Origin of the sequence: Streptomyces sp. NPDC058001, assembly GCF_042886315.1 — a bacterium.
GTDB lineage: Bacteria > Actinomycetota > Actinomycetes > Streptomycetales > Streptomycetaceae > Streptomyces.
In genome coordinates this window covers 331,020-347,063 of the sequence record NZ_JBHVQT010000008.1, presented here as the reverse complement: position 1 = coordinate 347,063, position 16,044 = coordinate 331,020, and the positions used below count along the sequence as shown (strand labels likewise).

Annotated in this window: 15 protein-coding genes; 11 read left to right on the top strand and 4 right to left on the bottom strand. The window is 73.8% G+C overall.

Annotated features, from left to right (window positions below; all coding sequences use genetic code 11):
• Window positions 1-3 precede the first annotated feature (3 nt).
• Complete coding sequence (locus tag ACFVT5_RS21890; RefSeq protein ID WP_389890286.1) at window positions 4-1,623, top strand: ABC-F family ATP-binding cassette domain-containing protein; 1,620 nt, start codon at window positions 4-6, stop codon at window positions 1,621-1,623.
• A 98-nt stretch (window positions 1,624-1,721) separates the two neighbouring features.
• Window positions 1,722-2,006, top strand: coding sequence for a DUF6158 family protein (locus ACFVT5_RS21885; RefSeq protein ID WP_389890283.1), 285 nt, complete (start codon window positions 1,722-1,724; stop codon window positions 2,004-2,006).
• 35 nt (window positions 2,007-2,041) lie between these two features.
• On the opposite strand, the gene ACFVT5_RS21880 is transcribed toward ACFVT5_RS21885, so the two are convergent.
• Window positions 2,042-2,392, bottom strand: a complete 351-nt coding sequence (locus ACFVT5_RS21880) for a CBS domain-containing protein (protein WP_389890280.1) — start codon at window positions 2,390-2,392, stop codon at window positions 2,042-2,044.
• A gap of 313 nt (window positions 2,393-2,705) precedes the next feature.
• Here ACFVT5_RS21880 and ACFVT5_RS21875 point away from each other — a divergent pair, with 313 nt between their 5' ends.
• Complete coding sequence (locus ACFVT5_RS21875; RefSeq protein WP_389890277.1) at window positions 2,706-3,509, top strand: SigB/SigF/SigG family RNA polymerase sigma factor; 804 nt, start codon at window positions 2,706-2,708, stop codon at window positions 3,507-3,509.
• 19 nt (window positions 3,510-3,528) lie between these two features.
• On the opposite strand, the gene ACFVT5_RS21870 is transcribed toward ACFVT5_RS21875, so the two are convergent.
• Window positions 3,529-4,668 (bottom strand): PAS domain-containing protein, encoded by a 1,140-nt coding sequence (locus tag ACFVT5_RS21870; RefSeq protein ID WP_389890274.1) that lies wholly within the window; start codon window positions 4,666-4,668, stop codon window positions 3,529-3,531.
• Between the two features lie 97 nt (window positions 4,669-4,765).
• Here ACFVT5_RS21870 and ACFVT5_RS21865 point away from each other — a divergent pair, with 97 nt between their 5' ends.
• The 4 genes from ACFVT5_RS21865 (at window position 4,766) to ACFVT5_RS21850 (ending at window position 8,835) form a co-directional block, all read left to right on the top strand.
• A complete protein-coding gene (locus ACFVT5_RS21865; RefSeq protein WP_389890271.1) occupies window positions 4,766-5,482 on the top strand; it encodes an ANTAR domain-containing response regulator in 717 nt (238 codons plus the stop codon).
• Between the two features lie 155 nt (window positions 5,483-5,637).
• The gene (locus ACFVT5_RS21860) at window positions 5,638-6,240 is read left to right on the top strand and encodes a hypothetical protein (protein WP_389890268.1); all 603 of its coding nucleotides are present in this window, start codon (window positions 5,638-5,640) and stop codon (window positions 6,238-6,240) included.
• A gap of 196 nt (window positions 6,241-6,436) precedes the next feature.
• Window positions 6,437-7,711, top strand: a complete 1,275-nt coding sequence (locus ACFVT5_RS21855) for an aminotransferase class I/II-fold pyridoxal phosphate-dependent enzyme (protein ID WP_389890266.1) — start codon at window positions 6,437-6,439, stop codon at window positions 7,709-7,711.
• The gene (locus ACFVT5_RS21850; RefSeq protein ID WP_389890263.1) at window positions 7,708-8,835 is read left to right on the top strand and encodes an MBL fold metallo-hydrolase; all 1,128 of its coding nucleotides are present in this window, start codon (window positions 7,708-7,710) and stop codon (window positions 8,833-8,835) included. The genes ACFVT5_RS21855 and ACFVT5_RS21850 overlap by 4 nt, the downstream gene beginning before the upstream one ends.
• A gap of 69 nt (window positions 8,836-8,904) precedes the next feature.
• On the opposite strand, the gene ACFVT5_RS21845 is transcribed toward ACFVT5_RS21850, so the two are convergent.
• Both ACFVT5_RS21845 and ACFVT5_RS21840 read right to left on the bottom strand, forming a co-directional pair.
• Window positions 8,905-9,522, bottom strand: coding sequence for a DedA family protein (locus ACFVT5_RS21845; protein ID WP_389890260.1), 618 nt, complete (start codon window positions 9,520-9,522; stop codon window positions 8,905-8,907).
• Complete coding sequence (locus ACFVT5_RS21840) at window positions 9,519-10,292, bottom strand: MBL fold metallo-hydrolase (protein ID WP_389890257.1); 774 nt, start codon at window positions 10,290-10,292, stop codon at window positions 9,519-9,521. The genes ACFVT5_RS21845 and ACFVT5_RS21840 overlap by 4 nt, the downstream gene beginning before the upstream one ends.
• Window positions 10,293-10,377: 85 nt before the next feature.
• Here ACFVT5_RS21840 and ACFVT5_RS21835 point away from each other — a divergent pair, with 85 nt between their 5' ends.
• The 4 genes from ACFVT5_RS21835 to ACFVT5_RS21820 all read left to right on the top strand — a co-directional run bounded on the left by ACFVT5_RS21835 (window position 10,378) and on the right by ACFVT5_RS21820 (window position 16,019).
• Window positions 10,378-10,806 carry a hypothetical protein gene (locus ACFVT5_RS21835; RefSeq protein ID WP_389890254.1) on the top strand — a complete coding sequence of 143 codons (429 nt, stop codon included), beginning with the start codon at window positions 10,378-10,380 and terminating at the stop codon, window positions 10,804-10,806.
• A 95-nt stretch (window positions 10,807-10,901) separates the two neighbouring features.
• Complete coding sequence (locus tag ACFVT5_RS21830; RefSeq protein WP_389890251.1) at window positions 10,902-13,004, top strand: phage holin family protein; 2,103 nt, start codon at window positions 10,902-10,904, stop codon at window positions 13,002-13,004.
• An 89-nt stretch (window positions 13,005-13,093) separates the two neighbouring features.
• Window positions 13,094-14,155 carry an AAA family ATPase gene (locus ACFVT5_RS21825; RefSeq protein WP_389890248.1) on the top strand — a complete coding sequence of 354 codons (1,062 nt, stop codon included), beginning with the start codon at window positions 13,094-13,096 and terminating at the stop codon, window positions 14,153-14,155.
• 37 nt (window positions 14,156-14,192) lie between these two features.
• Window positions 14,193-16,019 carry a hypothetical protein gene (locus ACFVT5_RS21820; RefSeq protein ID WP_389890245.1) on the top strand — a complete coding sequence of 609 codons (1,827 nt, stop codon included), beginning with the start codon at window positions 14,193-14,195 and terminating at the stop codon, window positions 16,017-16,019.
• Window positions 16,020-16,044 lie beyond the last annotated feature (25 nt).

Below are 16,044 nucleotides of genomic sequence, written 5' to 3'. Positions count from 1 at the left end.
GGTATGGGACATCTGGAAGCCGCACACCTGGAGTACTACCTGCCGGACGGGAGGGCGCTGCTCGGGGATGTCTCGTTCCGCGTCGGCGAGGGTGCGATCGTCGCCCTGGTCGGGCCGAACGGCGCGGGGAAGACCACCCTGCTGCGGATCGTCTCGGGCGACCTGAAGCCGCACGGCGGCACGGTCAGGGTCAGCGGCGGCCTCGGTGTGATGCCCCAGTTCGTCGGATCCGTACGGGACGGGACGACCGTACGGGACCTGCTGGTGTCGGTCGCGACCCCCCGTATCCGCGCCGCCGCGAAGGCGGTCGACGCCGCCGAGCACGACATCATGACCGTGGACGACGAGGCCGCGCAGCTGCGGTACGCGCAGGCGCTCGCCGACTGGGCCGAGGCCCGGGGGTACGAGGCCGAGACCCTGTGGGACATGTGCACCACGTCGGCACTCGGCGTGCCCTACGAGCAGGCGCAGTGGCGTGAGGTCCGCACCCTCAGCGGCGGCGAGCAGAAACGGCTCGTCCTGGAGGCCCTGCTGCGCGGCACCGACGAGGTCCTGCTCCTCGACGAGCCGGACAACTACCTCGACGTGCCCGGCAAGCGCTGGCTGGAAGAGCGCCTGAAGGAGACCCGTAAGACCGTCCTGTTCGTGTCGCACGACCGGGAACTGCTCGCCCGCGCCGCCGAGAAGATCGTCAGCGTGGAGCCGGGCGCGGCGGGCGCCGACGCCTGGGTGCACGGCGGCGGCTTCGGTACGTACCACGAGGCGCGGCGTGAACGCTTCGCCCGCTTCGAGGAGTTGCGGCGCCGCTGGGACGAGAAGCACGCCCAGCTCAAGAAGGTCGTCCTGGCGCTGCGTCAGGCCGCCGAGAACAGCGCGGAGTTGGCGTCGCGGTACAAGGCCGCGCAGACCCGCTTGCGGAAGTTCGAGGAGGCCGGGCCGCCGCAGGAGCCGCCGCGCGAGCAGGACATCCGGATGCGGATCGTCGGCGGGCGCACCGGGCTGCGGGCCGTCACCTGCGAGGGCCTGGAGCTGACCGGCCTGATGAAACCCTTCGACCTGGAGGTCTTCTACGGCGAGCGGGTCGCCGTCCTCGGCTCCAACGGCTCCGGCAAGTCCCACTTCCTGCGGCTCCTCGCGGGCGGCGACGTCGGCCATACGGGCGGCTGGAAGCTGGGGGCCCGGGTCGTGCCGGGACACTTCGCGCAGACCCACGCGCACCCCGAGCTGGAGGGCCGCACCCTCCTCGACATCCTCTGGCGCGATCACGCCAAGGACCGGGGTGCCGCGATGTCACGGCTGCGGCGGTACGAGCTGACCGGTCAGGCCGAACAGTCCTTCGACCGGCTCTCCGGGGGGCAGCAGGCCCGTTTCCAGATCCTGCTCCTGGAGCTGACGGGGGTCACGGCGCTGCTCCTCGACGAGCCGACGGACAACCTGGACCTGGAGTCGGCGGAGGCCCTTCAGGAGGGTCTGGAGGCGTTCGACGGCACGGTACTCGCGGTCACGCACGACCGCTGGTTCGCGCGCTCCTTCGACCGGTATCTGGTCTTCGGCAGCGACGGGCGGGTACGGGAGACCCCGGAGCCGGTATGGGACGAGCGACGGGTGGAGCGGGCCCGGTAGGGGTCAGCGGTGAGGGGCCGGGAGACGTTGCGAGGGGCCCGATCGGCCGACCGTTCGTACAGTGGAGGCAAGGACACGACGACCGAGTGGGGTGCACCATGATCGGAGTCGAGCCTGGCCGTCTGGACGACCAGCAACTGATGCGGGAGCTGGAGACCATCCACCGCACCCGCCACGACACGCTGCTGCACGGCTCGAACGAGGCCCTGCACACCCACAACGAACGCATGGCCCAGCTGGAGGGCGAGTACCTGCGGCGCCACCCGCGCCGTCCGGTCGCCCGGGGCAGGACCCGTGCGGGCGCCCGCGAACGGGAGGCCGAGGCGGAGGGCGACGCCGGGACGGGCGCCGGGGTGACGGACGGGGCGGGCGTCGGCGCCTGACCCACCGGATCCGGTACCTGACGTGACGCGCGGGCTCAGGACAGCGCGTCCGCGAGGTCCCCGAAGCTGACGATCCCCACCGGACACCCGTCCTCCACCACGGGCAGCCGCCGCACGGAGTGCTCCCGCATCAGCCGTACGGCGTCGGCCAGCGCGTCGTCGGGGCCGACGACGACCGGGTGCCGGGTGCACACGGCCCGCGCGCTCACGGTCAGCGGATCCGCACCCTCCGCGACGGCCCGTAACGTGATGTCACGGTCGGTGAGCACCCCGATGAGCCGCCGCCCCTCGGCGACCAGCACCCCACCGATGTCCTGGGCCCGCATCACCTGCGCGGCCTCGACCAGCGAGGCGTCGGGCGACACGGCCACCACGGCCGACGTCATCACGTCCCTGACGCAAACAACCACACCCACACACCCCTTCCCACCCCCGCCTCCCCACCGCAGTACCCCCACCCGACCCGACCATGCCCCTTCACGCCCGCGAATCCGACCGTCGACATCCGTGGTGCCGTCAACGGAGCGCGGCCGGCGGTGTGTTTGGGTGGCCGTCGCTCGGGCACGCGCCCTGTGTGCTTCGGAACGGAGGCACGTCCGTGGGATGGCGGGAGAGTCGCCCCGGGTGTGCCCTGTGACGGTCGCGCGCGCTCCCACGGTGACCTTCCCCACCGCGGACCTACGGGAGTTGGCACGCATCATGCCTATCCATGCGAGCGCGAAGCACCATCCCCACCACGACGCCCCCGACACGGCCGCGGACTTCCGCCGGCTCGTGGGGCTGCCCCACGGGGCCGAACGCGACGCCCTGCGCGAGGAGTTGGTCCGGGCCTGGCTGCCGATGGCGGACCGGCTCGCCGGACGGTTCCGCGGACGCGGCGAGTCCCTGGAGGATCTGCGCCAGGTCGCCGCACTCGGCCTGGTCAAGGCCGTCGACCGCTACGACCCGGAGCGCGGGCACGCCTTCGAGAGCTATGCCGTGCCCACCGTCACCGGTGAGATCAAACGGCACTTCCGCGACCATCTGTGGACCCTCCATGTGCCGCGCCGCGTCCAGGAGTTGCGCAACCGGGTGCGGTTCGCGCAACAGGACCTGGCGGGGACCGTCTCCGGGCGCCGGCCGACCCTCGCCGAGATCGCCGAGCGGGCCCAGCTCACCGAGCAGGAGGCCCGTACCGGACTTGAGGCGCTGGAGAGCTTCACCGCGCTGTCCCTGGACGCCGAGATCTCCGGCGGCTCCGGGGACGGCGACGGATACGCGCTGCGTGACGCGCTCGGCGCTCCCGATCCCGCGCTCGACGTCGTCATCGACCGCGAGGCCGTCAAGCCCAGGATCCAGCAGCTCTCCGAGCGCGACCGGACCATCCTCTACCTGCGGTTCTTCGGCGACATGACCCAGGGCCGCATCGCCGAACAGCTCGGCATCTCGCAGATGCATGTGTCCCGGCTCATCAGCCGCTGCTGCGACCGGCTGCGGGCCGAGGTCCTCGACGACGCCGCGTGACGACCTGGGCGGCCACCGCTCACCGTCTTCGCCGCGCCGCGAGCGCGATGTGCCGCGACATCACGTCCACCGCCCGTGCCTCGGCCATCGAGAACGCCTGCCGGGCGCCCGTACGCAGGAGGGTGAGCACCCCCTGCACCGCGCCCGCGTCCGGGCCTTCCCCGATCGCCAGCGGCACACACAGCAGCGAGGTCACGTTCAGCGCGGCGAGCACCGGCTCACCCGCCGTGTCCCGGCCGAACGCCTCCGGGTCCGCGGGCCGCACCTGAAGCGCCGTGGAACCGCCACGCGCCGCCTCCACCACCAGCGGACAGTCCGCCGGATCCTGCCCGGCCACGGCGGCGACGGCACCGGCCTCCGTACCCTCCGGCGCGAGTACGGCGGTGCGGACCGGGCGCGCCGCGCCGGTGTCGGCGACCACCCAGTCCGCGAACCGGCCGCGCAGCACCCCGGCCGCCCGCTCCAGGACGGCGGCCGGATCACCGGCGGGCGCGCCGAGCAGACAGGTGGCCATGACGTCCACGAGGTCCATCAGGGCCGTGTGCCGGGTCGCCTCGCCGAGATCGGGCAGCGGACCGGGCGCCGCCTCAGCCGCCGGGATCTCCGAGTCGGCGGCCTGGAGCACCACCAGGACGGCGGTACGCGGCTCGGAACTCGGCCGAACCGCCGTCAGCGTGGCCCGCACCGGCGCCGCCGGAAGCTGTTGCAGATGGACCGTCACCCCACGGTCCCCGTCCCCGCGCGCCACCGCCGCCACCTGTGAGCGGAACGCCGCCCGGTCGGGGTGCGCGAGCAGCCCGGACAGCGCCCGGCCGGTCGCGTAGCCCGCGCGGACACCGGTCAGACCGGTCGCGGCGAAGTTCATCCGGCGCACCACCGTCTCGCGGTCCACCAGGACCACCGGCAGCGGAAACCGCTGGAACACTGCCCGTAGCAACTGCTGTTCCTGCCGGTCGCCCGAGGGCCGCGCCGGTGCGTCGGCGCCCGTCAGCCGCTCGTACCACGGCCACAACTGGGCCACCACGTGGTCGAGTTCGAACAGCGCCGCGTCCAGAACCGTCGACAGGTCGTCCCGGGGGACGGTGCGCGCCGACTTCAGCTCCGCGACGCGCCGCACGAAGTCCGCGAGTTCTTCACCGAACTCCTCCGTCTGCGCCATGGGCCGAACGTAGCCCCTCGCGCCGTTTTCCGAGGCCCGGACGGGGAAGGCGCCCGAAGAGACCGAAGGCGCGGGGCGAGCGGCGGAGGCGTGGGACATGACGGAAACGGACCAGAGGGAGCACATCGGACCCGAGTCACCGGAGTCCGCGCTGCCCGGACGCCGGCTCTCGGAACTCGCCGAACAGGCCGTCCGGTGCACGGCCGACTGCTGCGGCGCGGTCGCCACGGTCTCCGACGCCGGTACGGACCGCCCGGCCGCCGTCACCCACCCCGATCTGTCGGCCCTGGTCTCCGTCCAACTCGGCACCGGGGACGGACCGATCCCGGCCGCCGTCGCCCGGGGCGAGTGCGTCGACACGGCCGACCTGCTGCACGACGAACGCTGGCCCCGCTACCGGGCCGTGGCCCTCGACTCGGGTGTCCGCGCCGGGGTCACACTGCCGTTCCGGCGCGCGGGCCTCACCGTCACGCTGAGCCTCTACAGCTTCCGGCCGGGCGCGCTGCGCGGCGCCGGGCACGGGCCCGCGCGGGCGCTCGGGGGCCTCGCCGCCGCGTGTCTCGTCCGCGACCGCTCGTACCGCGCGGCCCTCGCCGAGGTGGACCAGTTGGAGGCGGCCCTGCGCACCCGGCCGGTGGTCGACCAGGCGTGCGGGATCGTCATGCACATCCTCGGCTGCGACGCGGAGGGCGCGTTCGCCGTGCTGCGCCGGATCTCGCAGCACGCCAACCGCAAACTCGTGGACGTCGCCGCCGGTTTGGTCGAGACCCGGGGTCGGGGCCTGGAGAAGGAACTCGCGTCGCTGGCCCCGTGAGCCGGGCAGGGGCCGCCATGCGTCCGGTCACCCGGGCGGCGGTGCGCGTCATGCGAATGGCTCCGGCCGGGGGCGGCCTCGCGGCGGCCGGGCTCTGATGGGCTTGACGGGTGCGCCACCGTGCCCGTCGTCCCCGGCCGAAGGAGCCCGTACCCATGCCCCGCACCGTCCCCTTCCTGGCCGTAGGTGCCCTGGCCGTGCTGTCCGTGCTCGGCACCGCGTCCACCGCGTACGCGGAGCCGGGCGCCGAGGTGCGCCCGCACCGGGTCGAGCCCGGCGGCTCCGTGGAGATCCATGTGTCGTGCGGACGCGGCGGGCACGAGGGCGGCCGGGACGGCGAGCGGGGACGTGAGGGCGAGCGGGGCGGCGGCCGGGACCCCGAGTTCATCGAGGCGCACTCGCGGGCGTTCGAGGAGGGCCGCGTCCGGCTGCACAAGGCCGACGGCGGCGCCTACAAGGGACGGGCCCGGATCGCCCGGGGCGAGAACTTCGAGGGCGGCCCGGACTCCGTGGGCCCGGTCTCCGAGTGGAGCGTCGAAGGCCACTGCCCCGGCGAGCGCCGCTGGTCCGCGAGTTTCACCGTGGTCCGCGAGACCGGCTTCCGGCACGGTGTGCACGCCGGTGAGGGCGGCACCTTCACGGACTCCGGTACCGCCCTGGTCACCGGCGGCGTCCTGATCGCCGGTGCGCTCGGCGCGGCCGTCTACGCGGTGCGGCGCAAGGAGACGGACACGGACAGCGGGACCACCGAGAGCTGACTCCGCGCGCCCGGCGGACCCCGGCGCGCGCCAACACCCGTCCGCAGAACGTCCGGTAATCGACTGTCGGGCACGGATATCCGGTCGCGACGGAGATACGAGAGGGCGACCCTGGGTACGGAGATCGCTGGTACGGAGAGATCGCCGGTACGGGCCCGAACGTCATCGGCGCGGCGAGACATACGGGGAGGTAGGGATGCGGCGGACGGACCCGGAGGGCCACGGCCCCGTCCGCTACGGCCCGCCCCTGCCCGAACCGGGCTTCCCCGTCCTGCCCGAGCTGTCCCGGACGCTCACCGCGGCGGCCGACGGCACGGCGGCGGAGCCGGCGGGCGGCGGCCCCGCGCTCCTCGACGCCGCCTGCGGGTACTGGGCGCGACGCGGACTGTCCACCGGACGCGGACACGTCGCCGCCGCGCCGGGCGCGCCCCCGTTGCTGCTCGCGCTGACCGCCGTGCTCGGCGGCGACATCCTGGTGCCCCGGCCCTGCCCCGCCTGGTGGGTACCGCAGGCGCGGCTCCTCGGCCGCTCGGTGTTCCATGTGCCGACGCCCGCCGAGTGCGGGGGAGTCCCGGACCCGTACGCCCTCCTGGAGACCGTCCGGCGGGTCCGGGCCGAGGGCGGCGACCCCCGACTGCTCGTCCTGTCCGTGGCCGACGACCCGACGGCGACCGTGCCGCCGCCGGAGGTCCTGCACGAGACGGTCGAGGCCGCGGCGAGCGCCGGTCTGTACGTCGTCAGCGACGAGACCTGGCGGGACACCCTGCACCCCTACGGCACCCCTGACGGTACGCACGGCGCCGATTCCCGGCCCGTCCTGCTCGGTCCCGCCGAGATGCTGCCGGACCGCGTGACCGTCGTCGTCGATCTCGCGGGCGCGTTCCTGCCGGGCGGCTGGCCGGCCGCCGTCGCGCGGTTCCCGTCGACCGAGGAGGGCCTGCGGCTGCGCGACGGGGTACTCGACGTGCTCACCGCCGTCGGCGGCCGGATCGCGGCACCGGTCGCCGCGGTCGCCGCCCACGCGCTCGCCGAACCCGAGGGGGTCACCGCCCGCCTCACCGCCTCCGCGCGCGTGCACGGCGCCGTCGCCACCGCCGCGCACCGCGGCGTCCAGCGCGCGGGAGCCCTGGCGCTGCCCCCGCGCGCGGGCCGCCATCTGTACGTCGACCTGGGCCCGCTGCGCCCCGCGCTCGCCGTCCGGGGCGTGGGCGACGCCCAGGAACTGGAGGACTACCTCACCGGACTGCTCGGCATGCCCGCGCCCGGCGGCCACCGTTTCGGCGACGACCTCGGCGCCCTGCGGGTACGGCTGTGCACCGCGCCTTTGCTCGGCACCACCGAACGGCAGCGCGCGGAAACCCTCACCGCGTCGGACCCCCTGGAAATGCCGTACGTGGAACGCGCGTTGACGATGTTCGGCACGGCTTTCGACGACCTCCGCGCCGATGCCCAGCGAAGGGAGCCTCGATGACGCAGCAGACGCAGCAGAAGGAGCCCACCGATCCGCCGGAGCCGACAGGGCCCACGGAGCGGACCGGGCAGCTCACCGGACCCGTACCTGGAGCAGGAACCGCACCCGGAACACCCGCACCCGGAACCGCCCCCACCCCCGGCCTCCCGCCGCGTCCGCTCGCCGAGCCCCGTCCGCTCGGCGGCACCCGTATCTGGCCCAAGTCGTTCGCCGACCGGCTCACCGCCCCGCTGCCCGGTCTGCGCGGCTTCGCCCGCTTCGCCCGCGAGGGTGCCGTACGCCCGCGTCCCGCCGGCCTGCACGACATCCCCCGGCTGCCGTTCGAGCCGGGCCCGCTGCCGCGCGTCGACGCCCGTACGGTCGCGGTCACCTGGGTCGGGCACGCCAGTTGGGTACTGCGGATCGGCGGGCTCACCGTCCTCACCGACCCTGTGTGGTCCCGCAAGATCCTCGGCACCCCGGCACGGATCACGCCCGTGGGGGTGGCCTGGGGCGCGCTGCCCCGTGTCGACGCCGTCGTCATCAGCCACAACCACTACGACCACCTCGACGCGCCGACCCTCGCCCGGCTGCCGAGGGGCATGCCCGTCCTCGTACCGGCCGGGCTCGGCGCCTGGTTCCGGCGCCGGGGGTTCAGCGGTGTCACCGAACTCGACTGGTGGGAGGCCGCACGGATCGGCGGGGTCCGCTTCGACTTCGTGCCGGCCCACCACTGGTCCAAGCGCGGCATCCGCGACACCTGCCGCACGCTCTGGGGCGGTTGGGTGCTCACGGACGGCGACGGGCAGCGCGTGTACTTCGCGGGCGACACCGGGTACGGGCACTGGTTCTCGCGGATCGGCCACCGCTATCCGGACATCGATCTGGCGTTGCTGCCGATCGGCGCGTACGACCCGCGCTGGTGGCTCAGGGACGTCCACTGCGATCCCGAGGAGGCGGTACGGGCGGCGCGGGACGTCGGGGCGCGGCGGATGGCCCCGATGCACTGGGGCACGTTCCTGCTGTCGGCGGAGCCCGTACTCGAACCGCTCACCCGGGTGCGGGCCGCCTGGGAGCGGACCGGTCTGGACCGGGCGGACCTGTGGGATCTGCCGGTGGGGGCCTCGCGGGTCCTGGAGCGGTGATCGCGCGCGGGTGATCGCGGGCCGGTGATCGCCGACCGGTCATCGCGCGCCGTTGATCGTGTCCGGCTCTCAGGCGGCGGGGCCGCGCATCCGGCGCCACAGTATCGGCACCGTGCTGATCACCAGCGTCAGCCCCACCGCCGTGGCGACGCCCTCCCACGGCTCCTGGAACAGCGAGCCGCCGAGTATCCCGATCAGCTGATACGTGACCGCCCACGCCAGACAGGCCGGTATGTCGCCGCGCGCGAAACGGCGCAGCGGCCAGCGGGCCATGAGACAGGCCAGCATCACCGGGATACGGCCGGCCGGGACGAGCCGGGACAGCACGAGGACGGTCACGCCGTTGTCGGCCAGCTTGGCCTGAGCCTGTTCGAGGCGGTCCTCCGGGGCGTGGTCGCGGATCGCCTCCAGCCAGCGGGAGCCGTTCTTCGAACTCATACCGCGCTGCCCGAGCCAGTACAGGGCCACGTCCCCGACGAACGCCGCGAGCGAGGCGACCCCGAAGACCAGCAGCATCGAGAACGGCGCCGTCTGATGGAAGGCCACCACCGCCGCCGAACTCACCAGGGCGCCGGTCGGCACCACCGGTACCAGGGCGCCGATCATCACCAGCAGGAACAGCGACGGATAGCCGATCGCCTGCTGGGTGGACTCGGGGGGCACCGCCGCCGCGGCCAGCGAGATCACCGGGCGACCTCGGGGCGCACGCTCTCGCCGTGCCGCAGCCGGTGCACGGCGACCTCCGGGGCGCGTGAGGCGGCGAGCCGTACGAACTCGTCGCCGGGGGAGTGGAATTCGTGCGGGCGCACCCCGTCCATGCCGATCGGCCAGTACGTGCCGTAGTGCACCGGCACCGCGCTGCGCGGGGTGATCCTGGCGAGCGCCTCGGCCGCCCGGCCCGGGTCGAGGTGGCTCTCGCCGAGGAACGGGCCCCAGCCGCCGACCGGCAGCAGCGCCACGTCCACCGCGCCGACCTCGTCGGCCATCGCGTCGAACAGGCCGGTGTCCCCGGCGAAATACGTGCGGGCCTCGCCGGTCACCACATAGCCGAGCGCGGGCGAAAGGCGGGGGCCCATGGGCAGCCGCCGCCCGTCGTGCTCCGCCGACACGGCCCGTACGAGGAGATCGCCGACCGCCGTCTCCTCGCCGGGGGAGACCTCCGTCACGTCGAGATGGCTCAGCCTGCGCAGGCCCGGGACGGTGCGGGGCGCGCCGCGCGGGACCAGGGCACGGGTACCGGGGGCGAGCCGGGCCAGGGACGGTACGTGCAGATGGTCGGCGTGCAGATGGGAGACCAGGACCAGGTCCGCGACGGTGGCGCGGGCGGGCGGGACTTCGCCTTCGCGGCGCCGCAGATGGGCCAGCCGGCGGACGAACAGCGGATCCGTGAGCACCCGGACGCCCGAGTCCTCGACCGTGCAGGTGGCGTGCCCCCACCACGTGATCTCCACCGGCACTTCCGTTTCCTCCCTCGCGCGACTCCCCCCGAGCCTACGGGCACCGGTAGGGTCGTCGCCGAAGCGCGGGAAGTGAGGGGCGCCCATGGGACTGGCCGACGACGGTACGTCGGGCGCGCTGCGGGTCGCGGCGATCGCCAGTCTGATCCCGCTGGAGGAGTTGGACGCCGACCCCTTCCTCGTGGACTCGCGCAGCCAGTACGCCATGTGTGCCCGGTGGGCCGCCGCGCACGGGCATGTGATCACCCGTGAACTGCTGGTCCACGCGCTGCGACCCGACCACTGCGCCCTGTGGACCGACGTCGACGCGGGCCAGATCGACCTCTTCGTCGCCCCGAACCGACGCGTCCTCGACCGGGCGCTGCGGTCGGTCGACGACTTCACGGCGGAATGCGCGCGCCGTGGCGTACGGGTGGAGGTGGCGGGCCTCGACGAACCGCGCTACGACGCGGAAATGAAGGCGAGAGTCCACCGCCGCCTCTCGATGCCGACAGCGGGTTACGACGGCCGGTAGCCCCTCGGGCACCGCCGGGACTGTTGTGTGCTCGGCCCCCGGCAGGGGTGTGGCAGGGTGGGTGCGGGTAGGGCCGGGTGAGGTGGGGTTGGCGCGTGCGAGGGCGATGGCGGACGGTCGGTAGTGCGGTGTGGCGGTCCATCGCCGTGTGGGCGGTGAGTACCGTCACGATGCTCGCGCTCGCCGGTGTCCTCCCGGACTTCCGGCTCCAGTCCGCCGACGGCGACAGCGCCACCCGTATCGCGATCACCGCCGCCCTCGGCGCCGGCGCCTTTGGTCTGTTGTCCGCCCTGGTGTGGCCCTTGCTCGTGCGGACCCTGCTTCTTGTTCCCGCGCTCGTTCTTGGGCTGCTTGTCTTCTTTCTCAACGGGTCGCTGCTCCTTCTCGCCCTGCGGCTGAATCCGTCCGGGCGCACCGACGTCGCCCCCGAGACCGCCGTGGTCGTCGCCGCCGTGATGTCCGCCGTCGCCTCAGCGACCGGCGGTGCCCTCGCGGTCCGGGACGACGACGCGTACCGCCGCAGGCTCTACCGGCTCGCCGACCGACGACGCCGACGACAGACGGCGGGCGCCTGTCCGCCCACCCCCGGCACCGTCTTCATCCAGCTCGACGGGGTCGGACATGACCTGCTCGTGGACGCCGTCGGGCAGGGGCTCGCGCCGACCCTGGCCGGCTGGCTCGGTGAAGGCGGCGCCGAGCCCACGCACCGGCTCACCCCCTGGCGTACCGACTGGTCCAGCCAGACCGGTGCCAGCCAGCTAGGCATCCTGCACGGCAGCAACCACGACATCCCCGCCTTCCGCTGGTACGAGAAGGACACCCGCGAGGTCATGGTCTGCAACCGGCCCACCAGCGCGGCGGAACTCCAGCGCCGCGCCGTCCGGTGCACCGGCGACGGCGGGCTGCTCACCGTCGACGGCGCCAGCCGGGGCAATCTGTTCAGCGGCGGCGCCGACCAACTCGCCCTCGTCCTGTCGGTCGCCGCGCGCCGGGGCCGCGAAAACCGTTCGCGGGCGGGCTACTTCGCGTACTTCAGCGACCCGGCGAACGCCGTCCGTACCGTTCTCTCCTTCTTCGCCGAGGTCGGCCGTGAGGTCGGCCAGTCCACGTACGCCAAGTTCAAGAAGCGTCGGCCCCGGGTCTCGCGGGGCGGGCTCTACCCGTTCATCCGGGCCTTCGCGACCGTCGTCGAACGCGATGTCGTGGTGGCCGCCGTCATCGGCGACATGCTCGCCGGACGCAGCGCGGTCTACGCGGACCTCGTCGCGTACGACGAGGTCGCCCACCATTCGGGCCCGCGCAGCCGGGACGCGGCGAAGGTCCTGGAGCGCCTGGACCGCTCCCTCGCACTGATCGAGAAGGTCGCCGAGCACAGCCCCCGCCCGTACCGGATCGTGGTGCTGTCCGATCACGGGCAGAGCCCCGGCGAGACCTTCCTCGGCCGCTACGGACTCACCCTCGGAAACCTCGTCAGGGCCGGCTGCGGACTGCCCGTACCGCGCCGCGCCCGCCGTACCCACAGCGGCGCCGAGGCCCGCGCCGCCGTCCGCGCGGCGCTGCGCCGGCCCGTCGAGGAGGGCGCCGAGCAGCACCGCCCGTCCCGCCACTCGGAGCCGATCGTGCTGGCCTCGGGCAATCTCGGCCTGGTGTCGTTCCCGGACGTCCCGCACCGGATGACCCGCGAGGAGATCGACGCCCGCCACCCCGCCCTCCTGTCCACCCTCGCCAACCACCCGGGCGTCGGCTTCGTCCTGGTCACCAGTGAGCGGCACGGCGGGCTCGTCCTCGGCGCGCACGGCGCCGAGATCCCGCTCGCCGACCTGGACGAAGACCCGGGCCCGCTCGCCGACTTCGGGCCCGGTGCCGCCGACGCCGTCCGCCGCACCGACGGCTTCCCGCACGTCGCCGACATCATGGTCAACTCCTGGTACGACCCCGACGGCGGCGAAGTCCTCGCGTTCGAGGAGCAGATCGGCTCGCACGGCGGGCTCGGCGGCGCCCAGGCCCGCCCGTTCCTGCTCGCCCCGGTCGAGCTGCCGGACCCCGTCGCCGCCGGCGCCGAACTCGTCGGCGCCGAACACGTCCACCGGGTGCTGCGGCACTGGCTGCGCGCGGCCGACGGACCCCAAGTGCCGCTCACCACGCCCGTGTCCACGGCCGAAGGCGGCGACGGCGGCGAACAGGCATCCGTCGCCTGACGGTCCGCGCGAAATCGAGCTGCGCCGAGGACCTCGCTCCCCGCACACTGGGCCGCACCCGTCCAGCGTCAACGCCCAGGAGCCCGTGCGTGCAGGCAGCCGTCACCGTCACCCCCGCCCGACTTCCCGAGTTGCTGCTCGGCCTCGCGACCGTGCGGCCGGTGTTCCTGTGGGGCGCGCCGGGCATCGGCAAGTCGTCGCTGGTGCGGGCGTTCGCGGAGTCCCTGGGCCTGGAGTGCGTGAGCCTGCTCGGCACCCAGCTCGCGCCCGAGGACCTCATCGGGGTGCCGCAGATCCGGGACGGCCGTTCGGTGTTCTGCCCGCCCGAGTCGATCGCCCGCGACGAGCCGTACTGCCTCTTCCTCGACGAGCTGAACGCGTCGACACCGGATGTGCAGAAGGCGTTCTACTCGCTGATCCTGGACCGCCGCATCGGCTCCTACGAACTGCCGGCCGGCTCCATCGTCATCGGCGCCGGCAACCGCGCCACCGACAACGCGCTCGCACGGCCCATGGCCTCCGCGCTGGTCAACCGCCTCGCGCACGTGCATCTCCAGGCGTCCGCGACGGACTGGCTCGCCTGGGCGGCGGCCCACGGCATCCACCCGTGGATCCTGGACCACCTCACCGACCGGCCCGACCACCTCTGGTCGAAGCCGCCCAAGACCGAGGAGCCGTTCTCCACACCCCGGTCCTGGCACATGCTCTCGGACGTCCTGCACTCCTTCGGGCCCGCCCTGGACGAGGACACCCTCAAGGTCGTCGCGCACGGCACCCTGACCCCCGCGCACGCGGTCGCCTTCTGCGGCTACGTCAAGATCGTCCGGCACGCCCACGGCATCGACGCCATCGTCAAGGGCGACGCGTCCTGGCCGCACCGCCTGGAGGACCGCGACCTGCTGTACTACCTGGCCGAGGCTTTTCGGGGCCGCCTCGTCAAGGAGCTGCCCGCGAGCAAGGAGCATGTGTCGGCCGTCGGACGGCAGACCTCGTACCGCGCCAAGGCACTCCTGGTGCAGCTCGCCGAGATCTCCGTCGAGGTCGCGCAGACCGTCATCGCGGACGACGCGGACGGACTGCCGGTGCTGCCCGCCTGGTTCCTCGTGGAGGCCGCCCGGGACATGCCGCGCCTGGTCGAGGCCCGCCGATGAGCCCGTACCCGTACCCGTACGCGACGGTCGGCCCGCGATGAGCGCCCGCGCGCGCAGGGGCGGGGCCAAAGGCAAGGGCAAGGCCGCTCAGGAGGACCCGGCTGCCGAGGCGTTCGCGGCGGGCCTGCGCCAGGCGTGGAGCAACCCCGCCGTCGCCGCCCTTGACGCCTCCACCTGCCGCTCCAAGCAGTGCCGCCAATACCCCGCGCAGGGCCTGCTCACCGTCGACTCCAACGGCACCCTGCACGTCCACCCGACCCGTCGCGCCGAGCCCGCCGAGTGGGCGTGGGCCCTCGCGCACGGCGTGATCCATCTCGGCTTCGGCCATGTGCCGGCCGCCCGCGAAGCGCGCGCCGCGCCGGACCGCTACGACCTGGCGGCCCGCTGCGCCGTCGTCAACCGCTTCCTGCTCACCTTCCCCGTCGGCCGCCGCCCGGACGACCTGCCCGACAGCTATCCGGGGGGCGACGAGGAGCAACTCGCCGCGCGCTGGCGCCGCGACGGCATCCCCTCCGGATACGAGCACTGCGGCACCGCGGGCACCGACCCGGACCAGCTCCTCGTGCGCTGGGACGCCTACGGGCAGCATCCGGCGCCCGATTGGCAGACCGCGTTCGCGCACGCCCTCACCCGCACCATGTCCGCCGCGATGGACATGGCGGGCGGGCGCCGCGACACCCTGCACGGCGGAAGGACCGTACCGCGCCCCTGGCAGGAGGCGCTCAACTGGTTCGTGTCGTCGTACCCGCTGCTCGGCGGGATCGCGGCCGGGATGACCCTCGTCGCCGACGCCGAACTCGCCCGCGCCCATGACATCTCCGTGGCCGCCGTCAACGCCGGGGCGGGCGAGATCTACGTCAATCCGCTGAGGCGGCACACCGACGACGAGTGGCGGTTCATCCTCGGCCACGAGATGCTGCACGCCGCGCTGCGGCACGGCGACCGGTGCGGCGCCCGCGACCCGTACCTCTTCAATGTCGCCGCCGACTACGTCATCAACGGCTGGCTGCGCGAGATGCGCATCGGCGAGATGCCCGAAGGGCTGCTGTACGACCTGGACCTGGCCGGTCTGTCGGCCGAGGAGGTGTACGACCGGATCGCCGGTGACCTGCGCCGGATGCGCCGCCTGGCGACGCCGCGCGGCAAGGGGCGCGGTGACATTCTCGGCGAGCCACTGGTCCGGGGGCCCGCGGACTACGTCGACCTGGACGAGTTCTACCGCCGTGGCCTGGTCCAGGGCTTCGATCTGCACGACCGCCAGGAGCGCGGTCTGCTGCCCGCGGGACTGGTCGAGGAGATCCGGGCGCTCAGCCATCCGCCGCTGCCGTGGGACGCCCGACTGGCACGCTGGTTCGACGAGTTCGTGCCCCGCCCGGTCCCCGTCCGCCGCTACGCGCGCCCCGCTCGCCGCCAGGCCGCGACGCCGGACATCCCGCGCGCGGGGCGCCACTTCCCGCCCGAGGAGATCGCCCGCTGCACCTTCGGCGTCGTCCTGGACACCTCCGCGTCGATGGGTTCGACCCTGCTCGGCAAGGCTCTCGGCGCCATCGCCTCGTACGCCGCCGCCCGCGACGTACCGGCCGCGCGGGTCGTGTTCTGCGACGCGGCCCCGCACGACGCGGGATACGTCCCGGTCGAGGACATCGCCGGGCGGGTCCGGGTCAGGGGCCGTGGCGGCACCGTCCTGCAACCGGCGATCGATCTGCTGCGCCGCGCCGACGACTTTCCCGCCGCCGCACCGGTTCTGGTGATCACCGACGGGTGGTGCGACGTGCTGCGGATCCGCCGCGAGCACGCCTACCTGGTGCCGCAGGGCGCGTCCCTGCCGTTCACGCCGCAGGGACCCGTCTTCCGCGTGCGCTGACGCCGGATGTGGTCGGATGGTGGAC